Genomic DNA, 22,960 nt, shown 5'->3' on the forward strand with positions numbered 1-22,960 from the left:
GAATCTCTGCGCTTCCGCCATCTTCCTATAAGGCTTTACACTAACTTCAATCCTATTATAAAAATATCTATTTGTAATAAACTTGTAATATACAGTTGTAATATTTTGTCACATTTTAAATTGCTTTAGTGATATTTAATACATAAAGCTCATCAATTTTTCACAGAATGATAACAATTAAATACTGCATACCAATTTACATACGCATGACGCCCGAAGATTACGAAATAGAGTTATCGGGCGAATGCTACATTATCAACAGCGACGACGAGCACAATTATGTGTTCTATCAAACGCAGAAAACGCTATACGATATCGCGGATTTTGTGATGCTAGAAGACGCTGTTGAGTATTGTAAGTTGAAGATTGATAGTGTGTTTTGTTATCGATAGTTACCCGAACCGAACAATCTAACAGCAAAATATTTTACATATCTTCGCCAAAAACTAACATTCAGTTCAGTGTTAGCTTGCAGATAAATATCATCTGCAATTTTTCGAGTAAATAGTGCTTTCCCGTACATGTAATCGTGCAATATTGCCGCTTTTAACGCTTTATTGAATTTCGGAAACATGAATTTAGCATACTTTGTTGAATCACCGTCGCTAACAAATCCTTTTTTGACGATGATTTCAACTTGCTCACCATTGATAATTGGACGTGCAATTAGCGGTTTTAAAAGGCGGATTTTTTCACCACCTTTTATGAATGCACAATGAATTTCATCAAATTCATCAAATATCATCCGACACCTCGCTAACTATAACTGGATTTAACGTGCTCGGTATCGGCTCTTCATTTTCAATAACGGGCATTTCTAACCGAATATCAATCCAACGACCCTCAGTTATGTCAATTGGTTCACCTGCAACAATTTGACAGTTTTCAAAGTCAAACTTTTTAGTATACGTTTTAACTGTGATGATATTATTTTCATCAACTGAATACTCAGCAAAGAATTTTTTATTGCCGTTCACGTCCTCCGGTAACGTGATGTACCAGCCCTCTTTTGCAAAGCCTAAGCTGCCGTGAATTTCATAATGCCCGACATCAATACGTGTAGCTGTCACGCCGCTAGCCAAATCATTTACTAAAGCACACCCCGATTTTTTAAAACCATCAGCTTCTTCAATGTTATCATTTGCAAATAGTCTTAATATCGGCGATGCTTTTTTCAGAAAACCATTACTATCTACTGTTGAGTTTCCGCTTGTGATTTGTTCAATCCAAGGTTCCCATGACTTAGATCCTCCGCGATAGTTTCTAATAAACTGCCGAGCATTTCTGTAAGCAGTGTAGATTTGACAGCAACCAGCTCCGTCTGCACCATTTTTTAAAACTTGTAATGTGCCAGCTTCATTAATAGGATAGTTGTTTTCAGGTGTGGCTTGAACGTTTTTACCTTGAAAATAAATGCCTTCGTTAAAGCCAGTTAGATTGTTCAGATTAGTATTTGACAAATCACCGAGTAGCTGTACTGCGTCACCCGTTTTTAACACTGACTTATTGTTAATTGTCACATCATCAATGTTTTCAAAACGCCAAGAATTGCTGCTAGCAACATACCTCAATTTGTTTGCCCATCTTTCTGACTCAGCATCATAGTATGCGTATATAAAACTATCACCGGACGGTCGCATCACGAGTTCATTTTTATTTTCGTGCAAAAATTTTATACCGTATGACGTCGGCGAAAACCGTAGCTGCCCGGTTATTTCATCGCCTGATTTTTTAACTGCGTTATCTATTAAATTAGATAATTGTTTTTGTGATTTTATTATGACTTTTTGCCCATCTGGTGCTATTAACTCAACATCTCCCGAGCCAGTTAAGATTTTTTGCCAACCATCAAGCTGTTTCTGATGATATGCTAGTGATGATGCTATTTCTAATGCAAATTGCTCAATAGAAACTGATGGCGATGTTGGGATTTTATACGTTTTATCTTTTGCTGTTACGCCGTTATAATTTTCCGCTAATGTTAATCTCGTATCAGATTGAACTGATGCAATTTCATATATTTCAACTTGATTTGATGATTGCAGAATAAGCATTCTTCCGGCAGATACACCTGATAACGGATTAGACCATTTTGTTCCAATGCCTGTTACTGTATCACTGTTTTTTGTTACATTTATTTTACCTGTTGTATACCACATAATTTTCCTCAAATTTTAAATATAAAAAAACCGCTACATGAGCGGTTTTATTGAATAAATTGAATTATAATTTTAACAATCCCTTTAATTGCTTTTCTTTTTCGGCGTTTGCGCATTTGATATCAATTAAAGTATGAGTTTTCTCAGTCGGGAAACTATCTAATTTTTGTCGTATGGAACCAGTTAACTTGAGCTTTAAATCATAGTGATTGTCATTGATTTTTCTAACTTTACTAATTTCAAAACTTTTTATTGCTCCCCCTAACATTTTTTCTTTATAAATTGCATTGCAATTTAAATTTTCAGAATACGAATTGCCAGAAAATAACAATATGGATAGTAATATTATTTTTTTCATCATTGCTCCCTTTTTAAAATTTAAAATAATTTTCAGCATCTAAAATCATTAACGGAAAATTTGAAGTAAATTTTCCGTTAAATGGATGGGTCCATTTATAATTTTCATGATTTATATAAGATGGCGCTAGACTAAATCCATTTGAAGCAAATCCAATCTGTTTAGTAACGCCGCTGTATTTATCAAAACTCGCATAACCGCCGATGGATGTTGGAATAAACATGGGGCGTCTAATGTTTGGTATATTAACGAACTCTCTAAGGTTAATCGATCCAAAGCTGAATAATTGTGGGTTAATTAAAATTCCAGATGTTGAATCATAGACTATTTCACCAGAGGCATTGTAAATTCTCATTCCATATTTTGATTGAGTATTTACAATTTTTTGTTTTGCAAAAACAACCACTTTTATAGAAATATCATGACCCAGCTTGACACCGTCAGTGTTGTGCGCAAATAATACGTGCTCATCAATATTTCGATTATATCCAATTCCAATTGATAAATCCTGTTTTTCACTATAAACAAAGACTGCGCAATTGTTGAAGTTCAGGTACGGATTAATATTGCTTGGTCGCCATCCGTCTTTAGCTGATATTGTAATATCCCCCTTAAATACTACAGGTGCGCACAATGACGTCTGATTAATGGAGAAAAAATTATTTTGACCCGTGAATGAAATACCGAATCCTGATGCAGGATTGTGTATCGGATAACCAATTATTATACACAGTTGATTATACCCACTACCGCTGTCACCTCCATATCCCCACGCGTTAGCTCCATTTTCCAAAATAACCTGCCGATTGTGATCCAAATAACTTCTTGAATCAAAAGCGCCGCACACCCAAATATTGGTGCCATCTTCATCTACCTCAAAGTCAACATTATAACCAGAGCCGTTTGTTAAATGCACATAATACTGATACCCATCAGGAACATAAATACCTGTTTGGTGCTGTTCAACACTACATATCCCTAAAATACAACACATAGTGTGAGATGAATCTAATATAATATCAGGTCCATCAGCACTAAAAATCTTTAAGCCGTAACTTGACACTTTTACCTCACAATTTACCTAGTTTTACTCTCAGTACATTTCTTTCATCAAAGACAGCTAATCCACTACCGTTTAATTCAATTCTTCCGCCTCCAAGAAATGAGCTATTTATCTCAAAATTACCATCTTTAAATAACCGCCACCCTGATTTTCCCGGAACATAGTTTTCAGATTGAATCGTATCCGAAATTGTTGTGAAATTTAATGACGCCCTGCCGATGATTGCGCCATTCATAATCACATCGCCATCTTTTATGATAAAAGCTGGGACAGGGTTACCATTTGCTTGGTTCATAACCATGAATTTATCAGCAAGAAAGATGACATTTGACTGCATGCCATTATCGGTATTCTCAACGCCCATTGTCATGCCGGCGACATACTGCTGTCCCTTATCATCAACCTGAACTTTCATTGTCCTATATGCTGATAATTTCCCGTTTGTATCTTGAACAGCTTTTGATGCGTCAGTAACTTGAGCTGATACCTCGCCAATATTCGTATTGATTGAATTAATAGCATCCGCTTGAGCTGAGATTTTCTCGCCTTGTTGCGTTACCTTTGTGCTCATTTGGTTAATAGAGCTAGCATTATTTTTAACACTATTATTGACGTCATCTATCGATGATGATAATTGGGTTAAAGTATTGCTTTGAGTTTCAAGCGACTCTCCTTGTTTTATTACAACTTGCTTTAAATCAATTATTTCACCTTTAGCATCCCCAAGTCCTGCGCTAAGTTTTACCATATTCTCAGCAACAACATGAATTTCTTGTTGGTTTTTACCGTCATTTTTACGACGTTCAACTGACTCGTTATCAGTATTAAGTGCATTTTTGATTGTCGCTAATGATTGAGTTGATGATGTTACACTGCTGTGAGCATTAACTGAATCTATTGTCGTATCCAAATGATTTAATGATGATGAAATAGATTCAATATCATCACCTTGTTTTTCAACCTTAGTGCTGAGTGAATTAATTGCATTGGCATTTGCTTTAACATTTTTATTGACTGCGTCAACGTTATTATTGGTTAAATCTAAACTTGCACCTAATGAATTAATAGCGTCAGACTGTAAACTTAGTTTTTCACCTTGTTTTATTGTTGTTTGCTTAAGTTCATCAATATTAGCTTTAGCCCCATCCAAAGTTGAAGATATTTCAGTAAGCTCAATCGCCGTAGCTTCATGTTCTGATACAATTAATGCTTTAGTTTCTTTTATTTCTGCACTAACATTACCTACTTCATTACGCCATTTTTTCGAATCCACATCATTAGCTAATGCATTCTCAATAATTGATTTTGAGTTTTTAATTGAAGATAATGCATTTTCTACAATGCGTTTACTTTGATTTGCTAATTCATTAGCCTGTTTATCAATTAAAATAGCATTGTTATCAGCTTTTCCAACTAATGAGTTCCAAGCATCAGTTTCTTTGATTTCATCAAAAATATGGTCAGTTAAATCGTTAGTATTTGTGCTAGAAATTCCTCTAACCCATTCTGTCCAATCGCTAACGTTTCCGATCTTATCAATCAGTCGAGCGCGATAGAAAAACACTTGACCAATTGATAATCCTGTTTGTGAATAACTGCAACTTGGATACGTAACATTGCTTAACAGTAGTGCCTTTTCTTCACTTTCATTAGTAGAGTATTGGATTTCAGTATGACTTGTGTCACCGCTACCGTCAGGAAATGACCACTTTAAATCAATACCAAAAACAACATCATCACTAGCCGTAAACCCAATTGGTTTGTCTGGTTTACCAACCTTACCTTTAATTGAAGTCGCTTGTGAGTATGCCCAAGGTGAAGATACGTCAATTGCATTAACAGCTCTTACACGAACTTCATAGACACCTGAATAAACCCCCTCAACAGTAAAATTTGTGCCGTTTGTACGACCAACATTAATCCAAGCTGAATTATCTTTTCGCCATTGAGCAACGTAGTTTGTTGCTCCTTCCACTGTATCCCATGTTGCATTTAAAGAGGCAATTGACAATCCTTGAGAGATGTAGCTACTTTCGGAAACAACAATATTTTTGGGGGTAGAAATTGAACTTGGTGGAGTAACGGTAATAGGTTTTGACTCAATCCGAATACCCTCATCAATATATTTGAATTTATCAGGATCGTGCTGAATAGCCGTTATTGTAAACCGACCTTTTTCAGTTGCCGATATTGATGTCACTCTAAAATATTGAATTGCAATATTATCACTATCTATACACCAAACTGCACCAGCTACAGGTTCAATTTTATAGTTAGCAGAAACCGTAATCGTTTTTTTATCGATACTGATTGCTTTGATGGTTCTGCTTTGAGCTGTACCATCTGGCAAGTTAATTACTAGCCGATCGCCAGCGCTATAATCAACAACTCTATCTAGCGTTATTTTTCGCCCAGAAACGGCATGAATTCGCCCACCGTTTTCTTTACCTGAACGGGACGGATCGGCTACGCCAATAATTCGCGCAGGCATGGGGATATACCCATCCAAGCCAACAGTAAAGGTGATTACTTCATCTTTCGCATTGGAAAGTAATGCCCAACGTCCCCTTCTTTGGGCTTCTGATTGTGATGTACAACCGATCGCAGTTAATTTCATCACATTAACATCGTATCGACGCATTAAATCATAGTCCCATACAGCTTCTACATCATCACAATAATGATTATTAGGGTCAGAATAAGCAACTAAGCACGAAGTATATCGATTTTTATATGAACCACCTGAATAAGCAAAATCCCCAATAACATTTGATGGATGATAGATAAAATCAGGCTCGTCTTGCGGCATGTCAGCCGTTAAACAAATCTGATCATTACCCCAAAAAATTATCCCACGAAATGACGCCACCAAGTCTTTAAGTACTGTGTAAGCATCTTCTTGGCTTTGTATATACTCATTACAAGCAAAACGTGGCTCTTTGCCTCCTTTTCCATCCGAAACCATTTGATCGCAGTATTGCCCTAGTTGATAGATAGACCATTTATCTAGCATGGTAGAATCAATTCGTAATCCCATGCCAGCTATCTCATCACGCATTAAATAATAAGCCAGCCAAGCAGGATTATTCGTGTAAGCCATTTTAAAGCCACCTTGCCAAACTCCTGAATATGTTCGGCTAACTGGATCGTAATTATCTGGAACTTGAACAAGTTTTCCTTTTAGCTTACAACTGATTTTGGGCACAGCTCCGTTAAATTGACTAGCATCAAGCTCAATGTAAAGCAAGGCAGTATTTGGATATCGTAACTTACTATCAATAACTTCTGCGTAAGAAGATACAGCAAATGCGTTAATTAATTTACTATTGGAGTTAGAATCTGGCGTTAATCGCCTTACTCGAATAGCCCAACCATTTACCGCACTTGGCAGATTTATGCGATGATCTCGTTGATATTCAGATGTAGTCTTACCATTAAATTCCGCATTCACAACCGTTTCAAAAGCACTGCCATCCGTTGATAGATCAATTGCATACTTTGTGACTGTACCAACCATATCGCCATTTTCTTTATATTCAACATGAGTAGGCAAACTCAACTTAATTCTAATTGCATCTAAATCTAAATTAGAAAATGAGCGAACCCAAGGTTTATTGGCCTTTACTATATAATTTGCCCGCAGTTCATTACTTATCTCAGGGATGCCTTTAATATATTCTTGAGTTTGTGATCCATTACGAAACTCCCAAATAACACCATTAAAATTACGTGAACCATCGACATTAGCTAGCGGTGTGTTATCAATATAAATATTTTGTTCTGTAATATCACCTTGAATCTCACCCTCACTTAATGCAATCAATGCTTTAAGCTTGGCTGTTGAAAGTAAGTTATCTGGTTGCTCATAAGGCTTGTGTGGTTTTTTACCGCCACCTTTTTGACCCTCTATCAAATGCATAATTCACCTATTGTTGATCTTCTGAATAAATACCAGCATTAATTACTGCACCACCAATTTCACGCTCACCCAACAAAATAGCCACAGGATAACCTACAGCATTGGTATTAACTGGCGCACCAAATCCATAATTGGGCTTATTTTCTGCGCTAGATGAACCACCGGCGTTAAATTTCGGCTGAGGTGTAAGCAATTGAACAACCCCGCCAAGCATCATACTAATACCGATTCCTGCAAGCGTTGATGATGCAGCTATTGTTGCGCCAAATACTGTCAAAGTCGCACCTGCCGTAAAAAATGCCGCTACCAACGCAATAGCACCAATAATAATTTGTAGCATTCCACCACTTTTAGAGCCTTGAGCTACAGGCATGATCATGTAATTTTTACCACTTGCATTAATATCAAACTCATCAATACCAATGTTTTTGCCGTCAACAAAAAAAGCAAATTTGACACCTTTCATATGCGCTGAACTCATGTATTTTTCAAAGCCTTTTATCGTTGCGCATAACGCTCTTAACACTTCTTTAATATCTTGCACATCGTATTGATGATTCTTGCCAAATTGCTTAGCCATTGCGCCTTTAAACGTTACATTACTCAGCATTAAATAACTCCTTGTGTCGTACTATTCGAACGGTTCTATCTCTAAAATATTTACCGTATGGTGTTCTTGATGATAATTGGCCATAAAGATGATGAAGAATAAGATTGTCACCTACATAGATAGCGGCATGGTTTGTAACCTGTGCACCAATTCGCATCATAATGATGTCGCCAATCTTCATGTCTTTGAGCTCCACCTCAACAAACCCCTCTGATTGCCAATTTTCATCATAAATATTTTCATCTCCACTCTCCCACCATTCGCGAGTAACAGAATAGTTCTTTAGGCTTATGTTATACTCTCGTTTATAGTAATCCATAATAAGTGCCCAACAATCAGCATACCCTAGCAGCCATTGACGCCCCGTATAATCCCGATTTATACGCGGTGATATTGTGCAAAAATCACCGTCAGGGACAGACATAATTCCCCATTCAAGGCCTGAATAGTCGCATTGAATACGGTCAAATTCTGACGGGACAAGTGATACCACATCAGGGTGAGAGTGAATAATCATAATGATTTCACCCTGTTTCTCGGCTTCCAGTTGTTCATCAGGTGAGATTAAAAAATGCTCTTTGGGATTGTCTGATATGTTTTTACACGGTATATATTTTTGAGTTTTACCCGTATCCACAATCAGACCGCACGCCTCGTTAGGATATTCACTATCAACATGTTTTTTTATAGCATCTAATAATTTTTGTCTCATATCATTTACCTTGTAAATTCGCTGCAGGGAAACCACCAAAAGGGAGAGGATTATTGCCATGGCGAGCTTTACAATCCTTTAACAAGCCACCGCATTGATCTTTAGCAGGGTCATCCGTCTCTATACCATCTTTAGTGAAGTACTTATTGCCTGCATAATCACACCCTGTACCCGTTCTATACCACCCACGCATACACCAAGTACAAACCGTTGTTATTTGCCGTGTGGGTAATTTAAGATTTTGTATGTCAAAAGGTGAGCACAGCTCAAACTCAACGGTCGCTTTTGTTTCTTCTCGTTTGTTATTGATAAAAAATAGCTGAACTCGCTCTTGAGTTGGGTCAGCGGTGGGGTTTCCATTAAGCCAATTCTCCGCATCAAGGTACTTAGCCATTGTCGTGTGTATTTTGACTTTTGCTTGTACTAAATCATCATAATCAAGACAAAGCCGAGTTACTCGGCCGTCTATATTGCCGACGGATAGTCTTGGTGTTGGTTGTGAGCCAGTGCTGCTCAATTCAATGTCTTTTAGTTCATATGGATACGGTAAATATTCTTTACCTTGCCATTTTATTGATGGTAAATTCTCAGCGGCAAATGACGCCCAACCATTAGATGAAATATTATGAGCATGAAATCTCAGCACTTCATCAAGACCAAACTTTGTACCATCCACCTCTATTAGTTGTATAAGCTGGTTACCCTCAAGTGTTTGTAAATCTTGTGTTATTGGCATAGTTTCTCCAGATGATTAAACTAATTTATTTGTGTTTTTACTTGTATTTTTACTTGCTGTTTGTGTATATGTGTGTATAATTATTTTCAGGTTAGGAGGTAAACATGAAATCAACTGACCTGATAAAAGAACTTACCAGTGCAGGGTGTATTCTGAAAAGAGTTAGAGGTAGTCATCATATGTTTTACTCACCGATAACTAATAAAACGTTTCCAGTTCCTCATCCAAAATCAGATTTACCGGTTGGCACAGTAAGATCAATCAAAAAATCGGCGGGGCTTTTATAGCCCGCCAACTTTTGGAGGTATTATGTTTTTTACTCTTGGCATTGAAACACCGAACGATAGCAATACAGCTTACGGCATTGTCGTGCCTGCGTTATGCAATGATAAATATGATTGTTATTCTGCTGCTGATAAAGAAAGTGATATTCCAGCAATGGCAACTGAAGCTATTTTGTTAACAGTTCAAGACATGATCGAATCAGGCGATTATGATGTTAAAGATATTCACAACGATCATGTTTCGTATAAAAATAACGATGAGTATGCTCATTGCGATACGTGGGTAATTATCGATGTTGATTTATCATCATTTGTTGGAAAACAAAAAAGAATTAATATCACATTACCCGATATTCTTATCGATAGAATAGATAACGCAGTTAAAGCGCCGAATTCCTTTTATAAGGATCGGAGTAATTTTTTGGCAGAAGCTGCTATTAATGAATTGGCGGCACAAAATAGAGTGCGTTAATTATTTTGGTTATTAAGCGCCATACAACTGCTAATAAAAAACCACCCGAAGGTGGTTTGTTCGTATATTTGATTGCGATTGTTTTTTAATCAAAGGCAGGATTCTGCCTTCTTTCTTACAGTCGTTAACTTATACTTGCCGTAATTGTTTCTTTTCTAACTGTCGTTTAAACATCGAGGCAACAAAAGCACCGTCGCCAAAATGATCGTGAATTCTTATACCGAAATTAGAGCCTAGCATTTTAAAAACATCATATAAACGATTGTCTATGTAGAAATCGTTCAACCAAAGCATGTGATGAACTAAACAAATCAAATTGGTTCTGTTTACCTCAATCATATCTTTTCTTGTTTGTGAATGACCTGCCTCTTTATCAGCTAAATCTAACAACCATTTACGCACTTCTTTTGCTACATTTGTACTAGCAAACATTGCGATTAGATGCGCTCCACGAAGTGAGAAAATTCGTACTGATTTCTTGCGTAGACTGTTGTTTATTCCATTGGTAGTCAATTTGACCACCATTGTCATTTTATCGGTGAACTCATCCTTGTTCCGACTATAAATCTTTGTTACTGATTTAGAATCAGCATATTGTAAAAGCTTAGATAGCTCGGTGGACGTGATCCAAATTTGATTATTACGTTTAACTGGTTGCACTACTGTGCTGTGAAACATTAATTGATTTGACATGCTATATCCTCGTAATTGCCCCCTTTTTAGAGGGCTTATAATTTGTTGTTAATTGATTAAGCGATTTCTTTATTAATAAGATGATTTTTAATTACATCTATTGCTTTTTCGTTATATCTAAAAGTTTCAACTTGTTTATCAGAAGAACGTGACTTATCGAGTACGAAAATTCCGTAGTCTTCTGTTTTTAAGTTGAGCTTATTAGCTATACGACCAATTTTATTTGAGGATACGCCAAGTAAATCTCCTACTTCACTAGCTGAAAATGTTTTGTTTTCAAGAACGGGAAGCGGAATAACATTTTTACCAGCAATTGGATTAATTGTATCGGCATAGATAGCTTGTTTTGACTGTTCACTCAAATGTGGCAAATTGCTAAACATCTTATCTAAGGCTCTGACTGATAATTCTATCGCCTTAGCTTGTCGATATTCAGGTAAATAAGATTTAGAAGTTTTTTGAATGTTTTTCAATTCACCTTTTTTATAGTCTAAAAATACTTGATTTACCATTAACTGAAATTTTGGACTAATCCAACCGGCATAAGAAATGGCCAAAAGTTCATGGGCGAATGTACCAGAAGAAATACCGCCTTTTGTGACAGTGATTATTTCTTGACCAAAGGCAGAATTCTGCCTTAGCTCTTCAATAAGTTCTTGAGTGGACTTTGTTGCTAACCATGCTTTAGGTCTTTTAGCATCTTTGCCTCCACTAGCTTTATGTAGCGCATTAAGATTATATCGACCCTCTTTATCGGTTGTGATAGAGATTCCAGCTATTACTGGACAATTAGAGTTGTTTATATTACTATTATTCATAAGTTTTCCCTTATTTAGCGTTTGTGGTTAACTTGATTTGGGCTTTGGCTGTTGGCGCAGTTAAAGCCTTTAGTTTTTTAGATGCCTGCAATTTTCTTTTCCTCCTCTGTTAATGACAGCTTTATTCTGTTAATTAGTTCTAAACTAAAATTTCTATCATTTTTAATAGCTGAATTCTCAAGAATAGATTTCATCCAATCGGGAATTCTAGCTGATACTGGTACTTTATTTTCTTTCAATTTTTTCTCCTTATTTGCTAAATATTGATTTACTTCTGCTATACCTGAAAACCTTCTATAGTGAGTAGTACAGTCTGTTGATAAATGTCTTTTATATTTATTAGCTGGTGTAGGAATATCTTCCTCTCTCCATCCTGCTGCAAATCGCTGATCTAAAGTTCTCGCATTGATACCAAAAAGTTCAGCCCATTCATGTAAAGTTTTTATTTCGTTTCTGTATTCATAATAAACAGTCCCTACTTTTCTCTTTGGGTCAAAATTAGGATCTTGACTAGCCCACAAACGCCAACCTACACTTTTTCTACATCTTTCAGCACAATCTTTTGCGTTGTCAGACGGAGAACCAACATATAAATGTTCAGGATTACAGCACGACGGATTATCACACGTGTGCAATACCCAAAAATTTTTGCTATTTTGAGGTATAGCACCATAAGCTAATTCATAAGCAACTCTATGAGTAGCCCAAGAATATCCTTCAAACCAAATCATTCCATAGCCATCATAATTTTTAGCTCCATTCCACTCATGACAACCATTTTTAGATATAGATAATTTAGATTTTAATTTTTTATCTAGTCCAACATGATCTCTAATTAAAGATATACTTTTTCTTGTTTTCATAATTAATAATAAAATGTCTTAAAGTGTCATGGAATGTATAGTATACTAATTCTAATAATTAACCATGTCAATACATTTCAATACTATTTATGACAAATAATGACACTTTTGCAAAACGATTAATACAAAGAAGAGCCGAACAAGGTTATTCTCAAGAAGAATTATCAAAAATATCTGGTATCGCAGCAGCTCAAATTTCAAGATACGAAGCAGGCCGAAATAAACCAAGAGCAAACATTATTGCCAAGCTAGCAGAAACACTAGAAGTTCCCTTTAATTGGCTAGCCTACGGTGATGAAAGTGAGTTAATATCACTTCAAAATGAAAAAGGAGAACATTGGCACTGGTTATATTTAGAGCCAAACTTAAGAGCTTTTATGGAAAATAAGGCTAAAAAAGCAGGCATATCACTAGAAGAAGAATTAATTAATGCTTTAAGTTCACATTACAAAATAAAAAATAAGCCCTAACCCTAATAAAAGGAGGCATGATGGATAAATTCCCTCGCGATAAGCAAAATGAATTATTGATGTTTCTTTATGATAAATTCCCAAATAATATTACAAATGCAGAATATAAAAATCTGACCAATCTTTTCGGTTCAACTGACAATTTTGTCGCTAATGTTTGGTATCTAAGTAAACATGGTTTGGTTGAAAACTGTATCCAGTGGGGTGCAGATGATAAAATAATCTACTATCAAAATTTAAAAATCACAGAAAAGGGCGTTGATTTTATCCGTGATGATGGCGGTCTATCTTCAATACTTAATGTTACAACTATTAAAATTCACAATGAAACATTAGAAAAACTGGAAGATATTATCAAGCAATCTTCATTAACTGAGACTGAGAAAAAGACATATCTTGGTAAGTTGAAAGAGCTTCCTGTAGACGCCACAAAACACTTGGTATTGAAACTATTAGACTTGGGTCTATCTCGGACTCCTGACGTAATTCGACTAATTTCATCATGCTTCCAGCCTTAATAAATTCATTATGGTCTCTAACCTTGGTTAAGCGACCATAATACTTCCCAAATAACCTTACCCAACAATCATCATGCCGATCTGTAGCGAGTATTACGCCATTTTTATCATGAAAAACTATTGAAAAAACTTTCATGTATTTACCTTATTTTAGATAATAAAAAACCCTCTTAGAGGGTTTGAATTGCTTGGTAGTTAATAACAAATTAACTAAATTTAAATAAGCCCGAAAGGGCTTTTTTTATCTCAGATTGAAATTACTATATACTTTATATTCAATGAATTGATTAGTTGCTTTTATTATTTCTAATTCTGCACCTTTATATCTTATAATTTTTGATTCTGATAAGTCATATTCAACATTATTTGAAAATGCAGGGCGAGAAAAATCCTTATTAAATTCTTTATACCCGATGTTAATCTTATGCCCTACTTTACCGTTATAGATTAGTATCTGCTGGAACGCATTTTGATAAGTTACATTTTTCTTTTGGTACGAAAATGAAGAATTACTGTTACATAAAGAGCCACCACTAACAGTAACAATGCATAGGTCATTATCTTTTTTATTAGTTCTAATCCCTACAGGTAAATCAGCAAAGGTTGATTTACCCACTGTTACTCCAGAATTTAACTCATTTAAACCAAAAAATAGATACTTTTGATCTTCACCTACTTTAGGGTATTCTCCGGCATGAATAGTAAAATCCACCCCTCTGCTAACAACTGTAGTTTGAGGAAAATAAATAACATCCCTTGACGCTACTGTGCCCTGTCTAACCATATCGTCGCCAATAAAGGTTTTTGTAACAACATTCAAATCGGGATAGCTTATTTGTTTTGTTTCAGCTACATAATTATATTTCACAGTGCTACAAGCGGTTAAAACCAAGCCAAATAAACCAATTAATATAAGTTTCTTCACTCTATTCTCCTATAAGTAATTTTGATTAATAGTATGAAATTTATTAACCAAGTGCAATAAAAAAACCGCTTATGCAGCGGTGAACTGGGTATTACATACGGCGGAGGACGCTTACGATTTCTAAACCGCCTACTCGGCGGTAATCTAGATTATATCAAACATAGCCTTTTGTTTTAACTAAAATTTAACCAATTTTCACAAAATAACCCTTTTTTCTAGCACTTAAATTAATCTATATTTTTCAATGAATTAAAAAAGCGATTAAAAAAAGGGTTGTTGAGTTCACCCTCAAAAAACATCAGAAAAAACTTTGATAAAATCAATGCCTTTCCTGACCAGTTTTTAATCAAGGTGAATAAGCTTGAATAAATTTGAATGATAGTGAAACTACTCTGCCGCCAACAAATTCGGATTCGATTGATTTATTAACAACTCGATATAATTTTTCTTCGCCATAAGGATTTTTCCACTTGAACGACTTTATGATGTGCGAGTTTAAAAAATCACGAACTTCTTTTATTTCATTGATGCATCCTGTATAAGTTAAGTCCCACGATTCACTGGCATTATTAATACCATTACTGGATAACTGGACATATCCGTCGCCAAATCCAGCTTCGTTAATGCTTGATGAATCTGTATTTTTTGGATTGCCCATTGTTTTCCATTTAAATATATCTATTGCCATATTACCTCATTGTTTTCATTATGTTATATAGCTCCCCTCCGGGAGAAACAGATTTTTTAAACATTTCATTCATCTCTTTTTGAATGACTGCGCCAATCTGTTTTTGAGCTGATTGAGCATCAATACCACTTTTAACGCCTGACGTATCATTGTTGGTAGACGGCATATTCACTGTTACGTTAGCTGTAACGTTTACGGCGTTAGATGAACCGCTTGATTTACGAGTAAAAGCAATTGGTGAGGCATGACCAAGATTAACTGCGCCTCCATTTGCGTATCCTCTTTGAGCGTCGTTCATCAACGCATAAAGATTGCCAACGCCAAGGCGTTTTGTCGCTTCTTTGGTGAATACGAATTCGCCTTTATGAACAATACCTGCTGGTTCATACTTGTTGCCTCGTCCTGTAAAACCACATGATTTAATGCTGTATCCAACATCCCCACCAGTTGCGTAACCTCTAATCAATCCACCGCTGTATGCTTGCTGTAGCCCTCCTGTTGCGGCACCAGCACCAGCGCTAGCCATTCCAAACCACCCCATGGCTGATTGTATTGTTTGAGCAACTAGTAACTTATTGATAATCTCAATAATATTTGTGAGAATTGACTTAGTAAGGCTTTTAAAGCTCATTTTCCCAGTCGTAACAAATTCAGTTAATGAGTGGCTAACAGAACTCATGGTTTGTTGTCCTAAATCACGAAACGCATCAAACATGTTCTGTGAAGCATCTGAAAATTCATTAATACCCACTTTTAGCCCTGCGAACCAATCGGTTTGATTAATGTCTTCCTGCTGCCAACTTTGTTGTAGCGCTTGTTTTGCCTTGTTATATTCCTCGGTGATTTTTGTTATTTCTGTAGGATTACTAGTGCCTTTTAAAGCAATATCACGCTGAGCGTCAAGCTCTGACATTTCATTGTAGCGATTCGCATTTTTTGACGTCATGCCGAACGTAGCTTGGCTAGCTTTAGATTTTGCAGATAAGTTTGTTGTGTACTCTTGCATTTTTTGAAGTGCTTTAGTCGCTGTTTCGTATTGTGCAATTTCTTCACTAATAGCTGCATTTTTAGCAAACTGAGCAAGTAAAGCATCTTTATGTGCAAGTACATACTTTTCATGCGCTGACATTCTTGCTTTATTGCCAGTACTTTCTAGCGTTTGAATCTGAGCTTGTAAATCAAAGTACTTTTTGCGCTCTGAAGTAATTGTGTTAACCGTCAAGCTCTGTTCCCGAAGTGCTTGAAGCTGACTTTTTAAGCTGATTTCTTGCTGTTGTGATGTGCGTAATAAATTGGTTGCTGAGCTTGTTTTTTCGGCGTATCTTGCTATTATAGCTTGTGTTGCTTTTTTGATCTTATCGTCAGTTGCATAGCCATCCTCGTCGGGCTTATATATTTCATTAGCTCTTTTTGCAGCAGCTCTCATCTCTGCAAGTTCCGCATCTCTGCGCTGACTTCGCGTTAATGCCATTTGAGAGTACTGATAAAACGGACTTTTTCTTGGGTCTGCAGCATTACCTACGTTAGTTAATGATTTTAAAAATTTAACTTTAAACGCTGCATCACTTGCTTTATTTGCTATTTCAAGAAGCCCGTCAATCAAAGATTTAAACTTGTCGGGACTGTTGTCTGATGTAACATATAGCCTACTCAACTCCTTTATTAAATTGCTTATTTTTTCTTCTACTTTAATTGAGTCTGTTTCTGATTGTATGCTGGATAACTCAACAAGCAAATCTTGAGCTTGTTCTTTTGTTATACCAAAATATTCCGCGTAATTCTCAATTTTCCCTTGAATACCACTAACGAATTCATATGTTGCCCGGTCGTTAGCTTTTAGCATTGTATTTAAATCTTGCCCACTTTCAGTAATTTGCTGAATTCGTTTTAAGACATCTTTTAAACCAGATTGGCTGTCGGTTCCTTGAAGAGTACGATATTCTCTTTTAAATTCTTCTATATCAATAAAACTGTGTTGCAACTCACTCTTTATATTTGAAATAGTTGTCTTTAAATCTTTTTCACTAGATTTCAATGCCGCTTCAACTAATGAGCGATCCTTTTTAAGTAATCGCACCATATCATCAGACAAAAAAGTAAGTCCGGTGCTCTTGTCCGTATTCAATACTCTATTTAAACGGTCTTGCGCTGCTGCTAATTTATCAGTAGCGCTTTCGGTTTCAAAAAGCTTCGGTATCATGCTACCGAGCAATCCGACCATTGCTGAAATACCGATATTTACAGGGTTTAACGAGGTTAACAGGGTACTAAAAGTATTGCCTATGCCATTTTTCATGATCATTGACATGCCAAGCGAGTTCATCCCTGAGAAATTACCACTCATCAGTTGCATTTGCATTTTAGCCGCTTGATTTGTCGCTGTTCTTGTAACATGTCCAAAAGAGCGTGTCTCTGTTGCTGCTTGTCTTAATTTTCGAATATAAACATCAGCGGATGAGCTAACCCCGAGCTGTGCAGCTTGATATCGCAATAACTGCTCTTTAGATAAATTTTGAGTTGCTACTTGTGCTTTTAATTTGTTTAAAAAATCAGTTTTCGCTTTTGTTGCGATATTTTCAGCGGTCGTCACTTCTCTTTGCTTTGTTGCAACATCTCGTAGTAATTGCGTGTAGTTACCAAGGTCAAGCTCGTTGTTTCTGAACGCTTTGCTGACGCTGCTACTTATTTTTTCCAATTCTTTTGATGCAGTATTAACGTCTTTCAAACTATCAAGCTGATTTCTAAAACCGGCATATAATTTATCGCTAGACGCCGCAAGTTGCTTTCTGGTTGCGATAAGCTTTCTTTCTTGTTCGGCTTTAATTCGTGATGCTTTTGCGCCTTTTACTGCGTTTTGATAAACCCGCTCGAAGTCCCTCAATTCTTCATCGGTTACTTTTAAGCCGCGTTTTTTTGCTGATGTCAATTCGTCAGTAGCCGATGCCGCTTCTTCCGCTTTTTTGCTAAAAACGTCTAGCTTTTTATTGGCTTCATCAACGCTTTGTACATCAATTTTAAGTTGTAGTGATGTAATTTCTTCTGCCATAGTTTTCTCCAAACATAAAAAAAGCCCGCAATTGCGAGCATAAAAAACCACCCGAAGGTGGTTTGTTCGTATATTTGTCCGTAATCTTTGTTTTAGTGTCAAAACTAATTTAGTTTCAGTTATTATTTTTACCTTTTAAGATATTTAAAAATGTTTTATTTCTCGCAACAGCATCCGCAAAAATACTGTTTGATGAAACAAAAGTTACATGTGTCTTTGAACCTGGTAAATAACCATAATACATACATCCGTTATTACTAAAAACTTTCGTAAATGCTCTATTAGTCATAACTCTTTCAATATCTACGTCATCAGCCTTAAAATCACAGATAATATAACAATAAAAGTTATTTATATTACTTACAATTTTTTTGAGTTTTTCTTTATATTCATCAACTTGATCGATTGCAGAAGTTTTTTCTTTATAATCAATATTACCTTTCTTAAACTCAATCAAGACAACGTCTTTAAGCAACTCGCTTTCTTCAGGGCTATTATACAAAATAAATAAATCAGGTCTTTTTTCTGATGTACAATCAAAATCATTACTACCTATTTCTGTATTGATTTTTTTTATTGTTATATCTGATGCTGTGTATGTATAAGACATAAATTTATCGTCCAAAAGCCATACACAACTTTGATATAAGTGATTTTTATTATTTTCGGTTTTATCATCAACCACAACACTAGTTTTTTGTGGAAAAAATAAGTTATGTAAAACATCTTCATTTTCGTTTGAATTAGTTAAAGATAACCCTTTTTTCGCAACTAAATCCCTATGAAAGATATATTTTGCAAGTTCATGTTTATTTTGCTCAATCACTTCACAAACCAATTCATCAGCGGAAATATCAGGTTTATCGAGTAACATTGCTAGTCTATCTTCTTTTTGATTTATTCTATTTCTATAGGAATCAATGATGTTTTTTTCATTAAACTCCAAACTATTAACATCAATATCATTAAAATTTATATAGCCATATTTTTCTTCTAGTTTGCCAAGCCTTTTTTGATTATCTTCTTTGATGTTAGGCTCGCAATTATGAATAACGTCAAGGCATATATCTTTCAACTCTTTTTCAAAATTGTTATTAGGGGTAGCTAATAACATATCTACTTGAGCTAACTTATCATTAGATTGAAAATCAATTTGCGTTCTTTCTGCATTAGCCTTTTCATCAAAAAAATTTGATGTAATAGCAAATACATATTCTGTATGAAAAGTTTCAGATATCACTACTGGTTTTACTTGAATATTATTAGCACAATAATATATACGTACCCCCTGCTTTTCTTTGTTCTTAAAAGCATATATTAAAAACTCACAGTTATTATTTATATGATTGATTGTTTTGAAACAACAAATATCATTGCTTCTTACCTCATCAAACAATCTTCCATTGACTAAAAACTTAATAGAAATCTTTTTTTGGGTTTCTTGTTGTTTTAGAAAAAGCATCAAATTAAATTTTTCTTTTACAAAATTAACACAAGAAACAACTTGCGTTTTCGGATGCTTTAAATTTAAATCACTTAAATATATTTTTGTGTAAGAATGCTGTTCATCATTACAATTAGATATTTTGATATCATTCTCATCTGTTTTAAATGTAAAATCAAATTCTACACTTTTCTTTTCATTTGAAACGCTTTCAACTTTAACTGTTGACGCTAAGTTTAAAAAAGAAATGCGCCCAAGCCCTTTTCCGCCAATATTTTTTTTGTGTTCAGTTGCCACCTCAAGGAAAGCATCAATATTTTGTCTAGTTAATCCATCGCCATTATCTTCTATAATTAATTTATTTAAATTACCAAGATTTGATTCTTCTCCATCTAGTGTTTTTTCGTAAACAAATTGAAAATCAATACAAATATTGGTGGCGTTAGCTTGTATGGAGTTCATAATTGCTTCTCTTAAAGCATCATTAACGGTAACCCCTTTATAAAAATACGATGCAATTCTAGCAAAGTTGGTTTTCATTATATCAATATCTTCATTGTTTAAGTTTATATTCATGATAACCTTAATATATTTAAACGGCAATCTGTGTATTATTAAAAACTAGACATATTCCCCGCCATAAAAGGCGGGACCCAGCTACAATTATAAGCATTATCTATTAAAGTGATGTATATGAGTTCTGATTAATTGGATAATTGCTCTGTGATTTCCATTTGTGCCATCTGCTATATGTAAAGTAGTTGTCAAAGGTTTTTCATTTTCAATTATCACTATTTCTTCTGATTTTATTAAATTTTGCATATTTTCCTCATGCCATTCAAAATAAACAGCCACTTAGGCATAAAAGTTCGTAGTAGCTGAAATGGGTGTAAAAAAACCACCCGAAGGTGGTTTGTATTTAAATATTATTTAATTAATGATGTCGAATAATTGGTAATACTTTATTCCAGTTTGTAGTAAGATGACTTGTAATTATATGCGCTGTTTCCCGTTCAATAACTTTTCTAGCCTGTCTTAACGTATATTTGTAATCATAAGCCATGGAGTAAAAAGCACCCGTAAAACGTGAATCTATTGCACGCAATGCAGGCTCTACCAACTCTATATGGTGACGCATTCTATCAGCTACTTTATATAACCAAGCCAAATTGTATAAATCTTCATCAGACAACCCACTTCGAGAATGCACACCACCAAGCCACTCTATAGCTTCGTCAAATTTACTAGCTGGCAAATCTTGATAACGTGGTATCTTAAATTGCTGATGAAACTTTGAATAAACCGCTTGATGTCGTTCACCTGTTCGATAAACTCGCTCGTTGACAGCCTGTTGGATTTGCTGTTGTTGTTCGGGCGAAATCGTATTAGGGAATTGTTGCGCTACTTTTGGCATAAAGTGATTATAAAGTACATCGAAACATTCTAATTGATATTGTTCAAGTGTTGCCCTGATTTCTGGTTTTACTCGACTAGTTTCAATACCGAATAGCCAGCCGTTAATCATTGAGATTGGTAGGCAAACGTACTCTTGTAAACCTTGTTTTGAAGGTGTGGTCATCATGACCATACCTGAGCTTAATACTTGATGTCGCTTGATTCTTTTAAGCTGAGCGGCCCAATCTAACCCAATATTTTCGCAAACTGGCTTCATTGCAATATAAGGTTTGTTTTGGTGATTAAGAACGATTAATTGTTGATTGTGAAACTGAATTGTTTCTAATTTTGTGTTTGACATGCTATATCCTTTGTTTATTTTTTTGAGATTATTACCCATTTAAATGGGTGTCGAGAGGCTCAAAAGCCTAACAAAGAAAGGCTGGAGTTATTTCCCTAAGGTATTTTATTCCTCGCCCTCTCGACATTGAATTTTAGACGTAAAAAATCCGCATGCTATCGGGGCGGTGTCCGCTTTGTTTAGGTTTTGAGACCTGAACAAGAATATACAATTAATTTGATCTGTTAGTCAACAAATATGTAATTTTTTATTGTTGAACTCGCTCGCAAACTAATTTGGTTTTTGTTTTAATGTTTTCACTATTATTGGTGTAAATGTCTTCCATTACATCTACAGTTTCATATTTGTCATGAGAAATGTACGTTATAGATTTTTGTTGTTTTATATTATGATTATCGAGAAACTTAATAATTTCCGATTGATCATAATAGGAAGCTAGGTTAAATGGGTAAGAAGTCGGATTCCCAAAATTAAAATACAGAGTTCCATCTTTCATAAAATATTTTATTAAATCTTTACCTCTTTCAATCTTGCCGTAATCCTGAAAAGCCCCATCTTTCCATTTAGCAATTTGTTGCGCAAAATCACATCTCCAATCCCCAATAAGCATTTCCTCAGTTACTTTTCTTTCTTCACAGCCAAATAAAACTAAGCTAACCAAGCTAATTAGTAAAATTCTTTTCATACCATTCTCCTTAGTTTTTGGGTAATAGTATGAAATTTATTAACTAAGAGCAATAAAAAACCACCTTCAGGCGGTTTGACTGATGGGTGACTTTTCAAATGTTACCCTTTAAACTAATAATTATTTTGATTTATGCATTAATTTCAGGGCTTCGCTTTCCATGATTTGAATATCGTTAAAAATAGTCTCGTTTTCAGCTATGTTGTTAACTTTCATAACCCACGGTAAACAATTGTAATCAAGCCCTGTAACGCCACCCATGCTTGTACGCCATTGGGTGGACATTGCTTTAAATAGCTTAAAAACATCTAAATTGTCTTGCCATATTTCTACATACTCATCAGCGTAATCATCTTCGGTTAGACCGAATGCCGCCAGTTCATCTTTTGATGGCTCGGGGGTATATAGAGCAATGGCAAGTTCAATTAGTTTTTTTCGCGCTGACCTAACATTTCTTTATAGTATGTATCGGTTATCGCACGCCAAGCAGCAGGATAGTTATTTAATAAGATTTGCATATTTTCTTGATTAAATTCTTCATCCAAACTCCAACCTTGAACTATTTTCATGACAAGATCGACGATTTGTTTATCTTTAACTTCATCTTCAAGTTTAGCGAGCTTATCTGCTGAGTAATGTTTAAAAGTGAGTTCGATTTGCCCGTCCTCTTGACCTGCACGAGGAATTAAGACATTACACTTAAACGTTGGTTCTGCGACTAATTTAAATTTTGCCATTTAG

23 protein-coding genes are annotated in these 22,960 nt (G+C 35.3%); 4 read left to right on the top strand and 19 right to left on the bottom strand.

The annotated features are described in order from the left end of the window. Positions 1 to 382: 382 nt before the first annotated feature. The 8 genes from A9G38_RS02275 to A9G38_RS02310 form a co-directional block, all read right to left on the bottom strand. Entirely contained in the window at positions 383 to 745 is a 363-nt protein-coding gene (locus A9G38_RS02275) for a DUF1353 domain-containing protein (protein WP_051634125.1), read from the bottom strand. Next, positions 735 to 2,159: a pyocin knob domain-containing protein gene (locus A9G38_RS02280; RefSeq protein WP_051634126.1), complete on the bottom strand. Its 1,425-nt coding sequence runs from the start codon at positions 2,157 to 2,159 to the stop codon at positions 735 to 737. The genes A9G38_RS02275 and A9G38_RS02280 overlap by 11 nt, the downstream gene beginning before the upstream one ends. A gap of 64 nt (positions 2,160 to 2,223) precedes the next feature. Continuing rightward, a complete protein-coding gene (locus A9G38_RS02285) occupies positions 2,224 to 2,517 on the bottom strand; it encodes a hypothetical protein (RefSeq protein WP_162162637.1) in 294 nt (97 codons plus the stop codon). 13 nt (positions 2,518 to 2,530) lie between these two features. Beyond that, positions 2,531 to 3,580, bottom strand: a complete 1,050-nt coding sequence (locus A9G38_RS02290) for a hypothetical protein (RefSeq protein ID WP_034910036.1) — start codon at positions 3,578 to 3,580, stop codon at positions 2,531 to 2,533. A gap of 7 nt (positions 3,581 to 3,587) precedes the next feature. Next, positions 3,588 to 7,499, bottom strand: coding sequence for a phage tail protein (gene gpJ, locus A9G38_RS02295; protein ID WP_034910038.1), 3,912 nt, complete (start codon positions 7,497 to 7,499; stop codon positions 3,588 to 3,590). Positions 7,500 to 7,506: 7 nt separating this feature from the next. Next, complete coding sequence (locus tag A9G38_RS02300; RefSeq protein WP_034910041.1) at positions 7,507 to 8,109, bottom strand: tail assembly protein; 603 nt, start codon at positions 8,107 to 8,109, stop codon at positions 7,507 to 7,509. Next, the gene (locus tag A9G38_RS02305) at positions 8,099 to 8,821 is read right to left on the bottom strand and encodes a C40 family peptidase (protein WP_034910044.1); all 723 of its coding nucleotides are present in this window, start codon (positions 8,819 to 8,821) and stop codon (positions 8,099 to 8,101) included. Before A9G38_RS02305 ends, A9G38_RS02300 begins: the two co-directional genes overlap by 11 nt. A gap of 1 nt (position 8,822) precedes the next feature. Then, entirely contained in the window at positions 8,823 to 9,557 is a 735-nt protein-coding gene (locus A9G38_RS02310; protein ID WP_034910047.1) for a phage minor tail protein L, read from the bottom strand. Between the two features lie 104 nt (positions 9,558 to 9,661). Here A9G38_RS02310 and A9G38_RS02315 point away from each other — a divergent pair, with 104 nt between their 5' ends. Both A9G38_RS02315 and A9G38_RS02320 read left to right on the top strand, forming a co-directional pair. After that, positions 9,662 to 9,844 carry a type II toxin-antitoxin system HicA family toxin gene (locus A9G38_RS02315; protein ID WP_034910050.1) on the top strand — a complete coding sequence of 61 codons (183 nt, stop codon included), beginning with the start codon at positions 9,662 to 9,664 and terminating at the stop codon, positions 9,842 to 9,844. Positions 9,845 to 9,866: 22 nt separating this feature from the next. Then, a complete protein-coding gene (locus tag A9G38_RS02320; protein ID WP_034910051.1) occupies positions 9,867 to 10,313 on the top strand; it encodes a type II toxin-antitoxin system HicB family antitoxin in 447 nt (148 codons plus the stop codon). Positions 10,314 to 10,442: 129 nt separating this feature from the next. Here the strand turns inward: A9G38_RS02320 and A9G38_RS02325 are convergent, their stop codons facing one another. The 3 genes from A9G38_RS02325 to A9G38_RS02335 form a co-directional block, all read right to left on the bottom strand. Next, positions 10,443 to 11,006, bottom strand: a complete 564-nt coding sequence (locus tag A9G38_RS02325) for a BRO family protein (protein ID WP_051634127.1) — start codon at positions 11,004 to 11,006, stop codon at positions 10,443 to 10,445. A gap of 56 nt (positions 11,007 to 11,062) precedes the next feature. Beyond that, positions 11,063 to 11,824, bottom strand: coding sequence for a KilA-N domain-containing protein (locus tag A9G38_RS02330; protein WP_051634128.1), 762 nt, complete (start codon positions 11,822 to 11,824; stop codon positions 11,063 to 11,065). Between the two features lie 77 nt (positions 11,825 to 11,901). After that, positions 11,902 to 12,687 (bottom strand): HNH endonuclease signature motif containing protein, encoded by a 786-nt coding sequence (locus A9G38_RS02335; protein ID WP_051634129.1) that lies wholly within the window; start codon positions 12,685 to 12,687, stop codon positions 11,902 to 11,904. A gap of 89 nt (positions 12,688 to 12,776) precedes the next feature. Between A9G38_RS02335 and A9G38_RS02340 the strand changes: the two genes are divergently transcribed. Further along, positions 12,777 to 13,157: a helix-turn-helix domain-containing protein gene (locus A9G38_RS02340; RefSeq protein WP_034910052.1), complete on the top strand. Its 381-nt coding sequence runs from the start codon at positions 12,777 to 12,779 to the stop codon at positions 13,155 to 13,157. Between the two features lie 20 nt (positions 13,158 to 13,177). Then, positions 13,178 to 13,675 carry a hypothetical protein gene (locus A9G38_RS02345; protein ID WP_034910053.1) on the top strand — a complete coding sequence of 166 codons (498 nt, stop codon included), beginning with the start codon at positions 13,178 to 13,180 and terminating at the stop codon, positions 13,673 to 13,675. A gap of 241 nt (positions 13,676 to 13,916) precedes the next feature. On the opposite strand, the gene A9G38_RS02350 is transcribed toward A9G38_RS02345, so the two are convergent. The 8 genes from A9G38_RS02350 to A9G38_RS02385 all read right to left on the bottom strand — a co-directional run bounded on the left by A9G38_RS02350 (position 13,917) and on the right by A9G38_RS02385 (position 22,956). Continuing rightward, complete coding sequence (locus A9G38_RS02350) at positions 13,917 to 14,600, bottom strand: hypothetical protein (protein ID WP_034910055.1); 684 nt, start codon at positions 14,598 to 14,600, stop codon at positions 13,917 to 13,919. Between the two features lie 346 nt (positions 14,601 to 14,946). Then, positions 14,947 to 15,288, bottom strand: coding sequence for a phage tail protein (locus A9G38_RS02355; RefSeq protein WP_034910058.1), 342 nt, complete (start codon positions 15,286 to 15,288; stop codon positions 14,947 to 14,949). A gap of 1 nt (position 15,289) precedes the next feature. Beyond that, positions 15,290 to 18,334 carry a phage tail tape measure protein gene (locus A9G38_RS02360; RefSeq protein WP_034910059.1) on the bottom strand — a complete coding sequence of 1,015 codons (3,045 nt, stop codon included), beginning with the start codon at positions 18,332 to 18,334 and terminating at the stop codon, positions 15,290 to 15,292. Between the two features lie 115 nt (positions 18,335 to 18,449). Further along, positions 18,450 to 20,354 carry an ATP-binding protein gene (locus tag A9G38_RS02365; RefSeq protein ID WP_034910060.1) on the bottom strand — a complete coding sequence of 635 codons (1,905 nt, stop codon included), beginning with the start codon at positions 20,352 to 20,354 and terminating at the stop codon, positions 18,450 to 18,452. Positions 20,355 to 20,712: 358 nt separating this feature from the next. Next, positions 20,713 to 21,534: a phage antirepressor N-terminal domain-containing protein gene (locus A9G38_RS02370; RefSeq protein ID WP_051634130.1), complete on the bottom strand. Its 822-nt coding sequence runs from the start codon at positions 21,532 to 21,534 to the stop codon at positions 20,713 to 20,715. Positions 21,535 to 21,781: 247 nt separating this feature from the next. Then, positions 21,782 to 22,219, bottom strand: coding sequence for a hypothetical protein (locus tag A9G38_RS02375; RefSeq protein WP_034910061.1), 438 nt, complete (start codon positions 22,217 to 22,219; stop codon positions 21,782 to 21,784). Positions 22,220 to 22,339: 120 nt separating this feature from the next. Continuing rightward, entirely contained in the window at positions 22,340 to 22,645 is a 306-nt protein-coding gene (locus A9G38_RS02380; RefSeq protein ID WP_034910062.1) for a DUF1799 domain-containing protein, read from the bottom strand. Continuing rightward, a complete protein-coding gene (locus A9G38_RS02385) occupies positions 22,645 to 22,956 on the bottom strand; it encodes a phage tail assembly chaperone (protein WP_034910063.1) in 312 nt (103 codons plus the stop codon). Before A9G38_RS02385 ends, A9G38_RS02380 begins: the two co-directional genes overlap by 1 nt. Positions 22,957 to 22,960: the final 4 nt, after the last annotated feature.

Origin of the sequence: Gilliamella sp. Imp1-1, assembly GCF_001690415.1 — a bacterium.
In the GTDB taxonomy this organism is placed as follows: domain Bacteria; phylum Pseudomonadota; class Gammaproteobacteria; order Enterobacterales; family Orbaceae; genus Gilliamella; species Gilliamella bombi.

Bases quoted from the DNA above. Each gene is read 5' to 3' on its own strand.
- A9G38_RS02275 (WP_051634125.1), bottom strand. From the start codon at position 745: ATGATATTTGATGAATTTGATGAAATTCATTGTGCATTCATAAAAGGT.
- A9G38_RS02280 (WP_051634126.1), bottom strand. From the start codon at position 2,159: ATGTGGTATACAACAGGTAAAATAAATGTAACAAAAAACAGTGATACA.
- A9G38_RS02285 (WP_162162637.1), bottom strand. From the start codon at position 2,517: ATGAAAAAAATAATATTACTATCCATATTGTTATTTTCTGGCAATTCG.
- gpJ (WP_034910038.1), bottom strand. From the start codon at position 7,499: ATGCATTTGATAGAGGGTCAAAAAGGTGGCGGTAAAAAACCACACAAG.
- A9G38_RS02300 (WP_034910041.1), bottom strand. From the start codon at position 8,109: ATGCTGAGTAATGTAACGTTTAAAGGCGCAATGGCTAAGCAATTTGGC.
- A9G38_RS02305 (WP_034910044.1), bottom strand. From the start codon at position 8,821: ATGAGACAAAAATTATTAGATGCTATAAAAAAACATGTTGATAGTGAA.
- A9G38_RS02310 (WP_034910047.1), bottom strand. From the start codon at position 9,557: ATGCCAATAACACAAGATTTACAAACACTTGAGGGTAACCAGCTTATA.
- A9G38_RS02315 (WP_034910050.1), top strand. From the start codon at position 9,662: ATGAAATCAACTGACCTGATAAAAGAACTTACCAGTGCAGGGTGTATT.
- A9G38_RS02320 (WP_034910051.1), top strand. From the start codon at position 9,867: ATGTTTTTTACTCTTGGCATTGAAACACCGAACGATAGCAATACAGCT.
- A9G38_RS02325 (WP_051634127.1), bottom strand. From the start codon at position 11,006: ATGTCAAATCAATTAATGTTTCACAGCACAGTAGTGCAACCAGTTAAA.
- A9G38_RS02330 (WP_051634128.1), bottom strand. From the start codon at position 11,824: ATGAATAATAGTAATATAAACAACTCTAATTGTCCAGTAATAGCTGGA.
- A9G38_RS02335 (WP_051634129.1), bottom strand. From the start codon at position 12,687: ATGAAAACAAGAAAAAGTATATCTTTAATTAGAGATCATGTTGGACTA.
- A9G38_RS02340 (WP_034910052.1), top strand. From the start codon at position 12,777: ATGACAAATAATGACACTTTTGCAAAACGATTAATACAAAGAAGAGCC.
- A9G38_RS02345 (WP_034910053.1), top strand. From the start codon at position 13,178: ATGGATAAATTCCCTCGCGATAAGCAAAATGAATTATTGATGTTTCTT.
- A9G38_RS02355 (WP_034910058.1), bottom strand. From the start codon at position 15,288: ATGGCAATAGATATATTTAAATGGAAAACAATGGGCAATCCAAAAAAT.
- A9G38_RS02360 (WP_034910059.1), bottom strand. From the start codon at position 18,334: ATGGCAGAAGAAATTACATCACTACAACTTAAAATTGATGTACAAAGC.
- A9G38_RS02365 (WP_034910060.1), bottom strand. From the start codon at position 20,354: ATGAATATAAACTTAAACAATGAAGATATTGATATAATGAAAACCAAC.
- A9G38_RS02370 (WP_051634130.1), bottom strand. From the start codon at position 21,534: ATGTCAAACACAAAATTAGAAACAATTCAGTTTCACAATCAACAATTA.
- A9G38_RS02375 (WP_034910061.1), bottom strand. From the start codon at position 22,219: ATGAAAAGAATTTTACTAATTAGCTTGGTTAGCTTAGTTTTATTTGGC.
- A9G38_RS02385 (WP_034910063.1), bottom strand. From the start codon at position 22,956: ATGGCAAAATTTAAATTAGTCGCAGAACCAACGTTTAAGTGTAATGTC.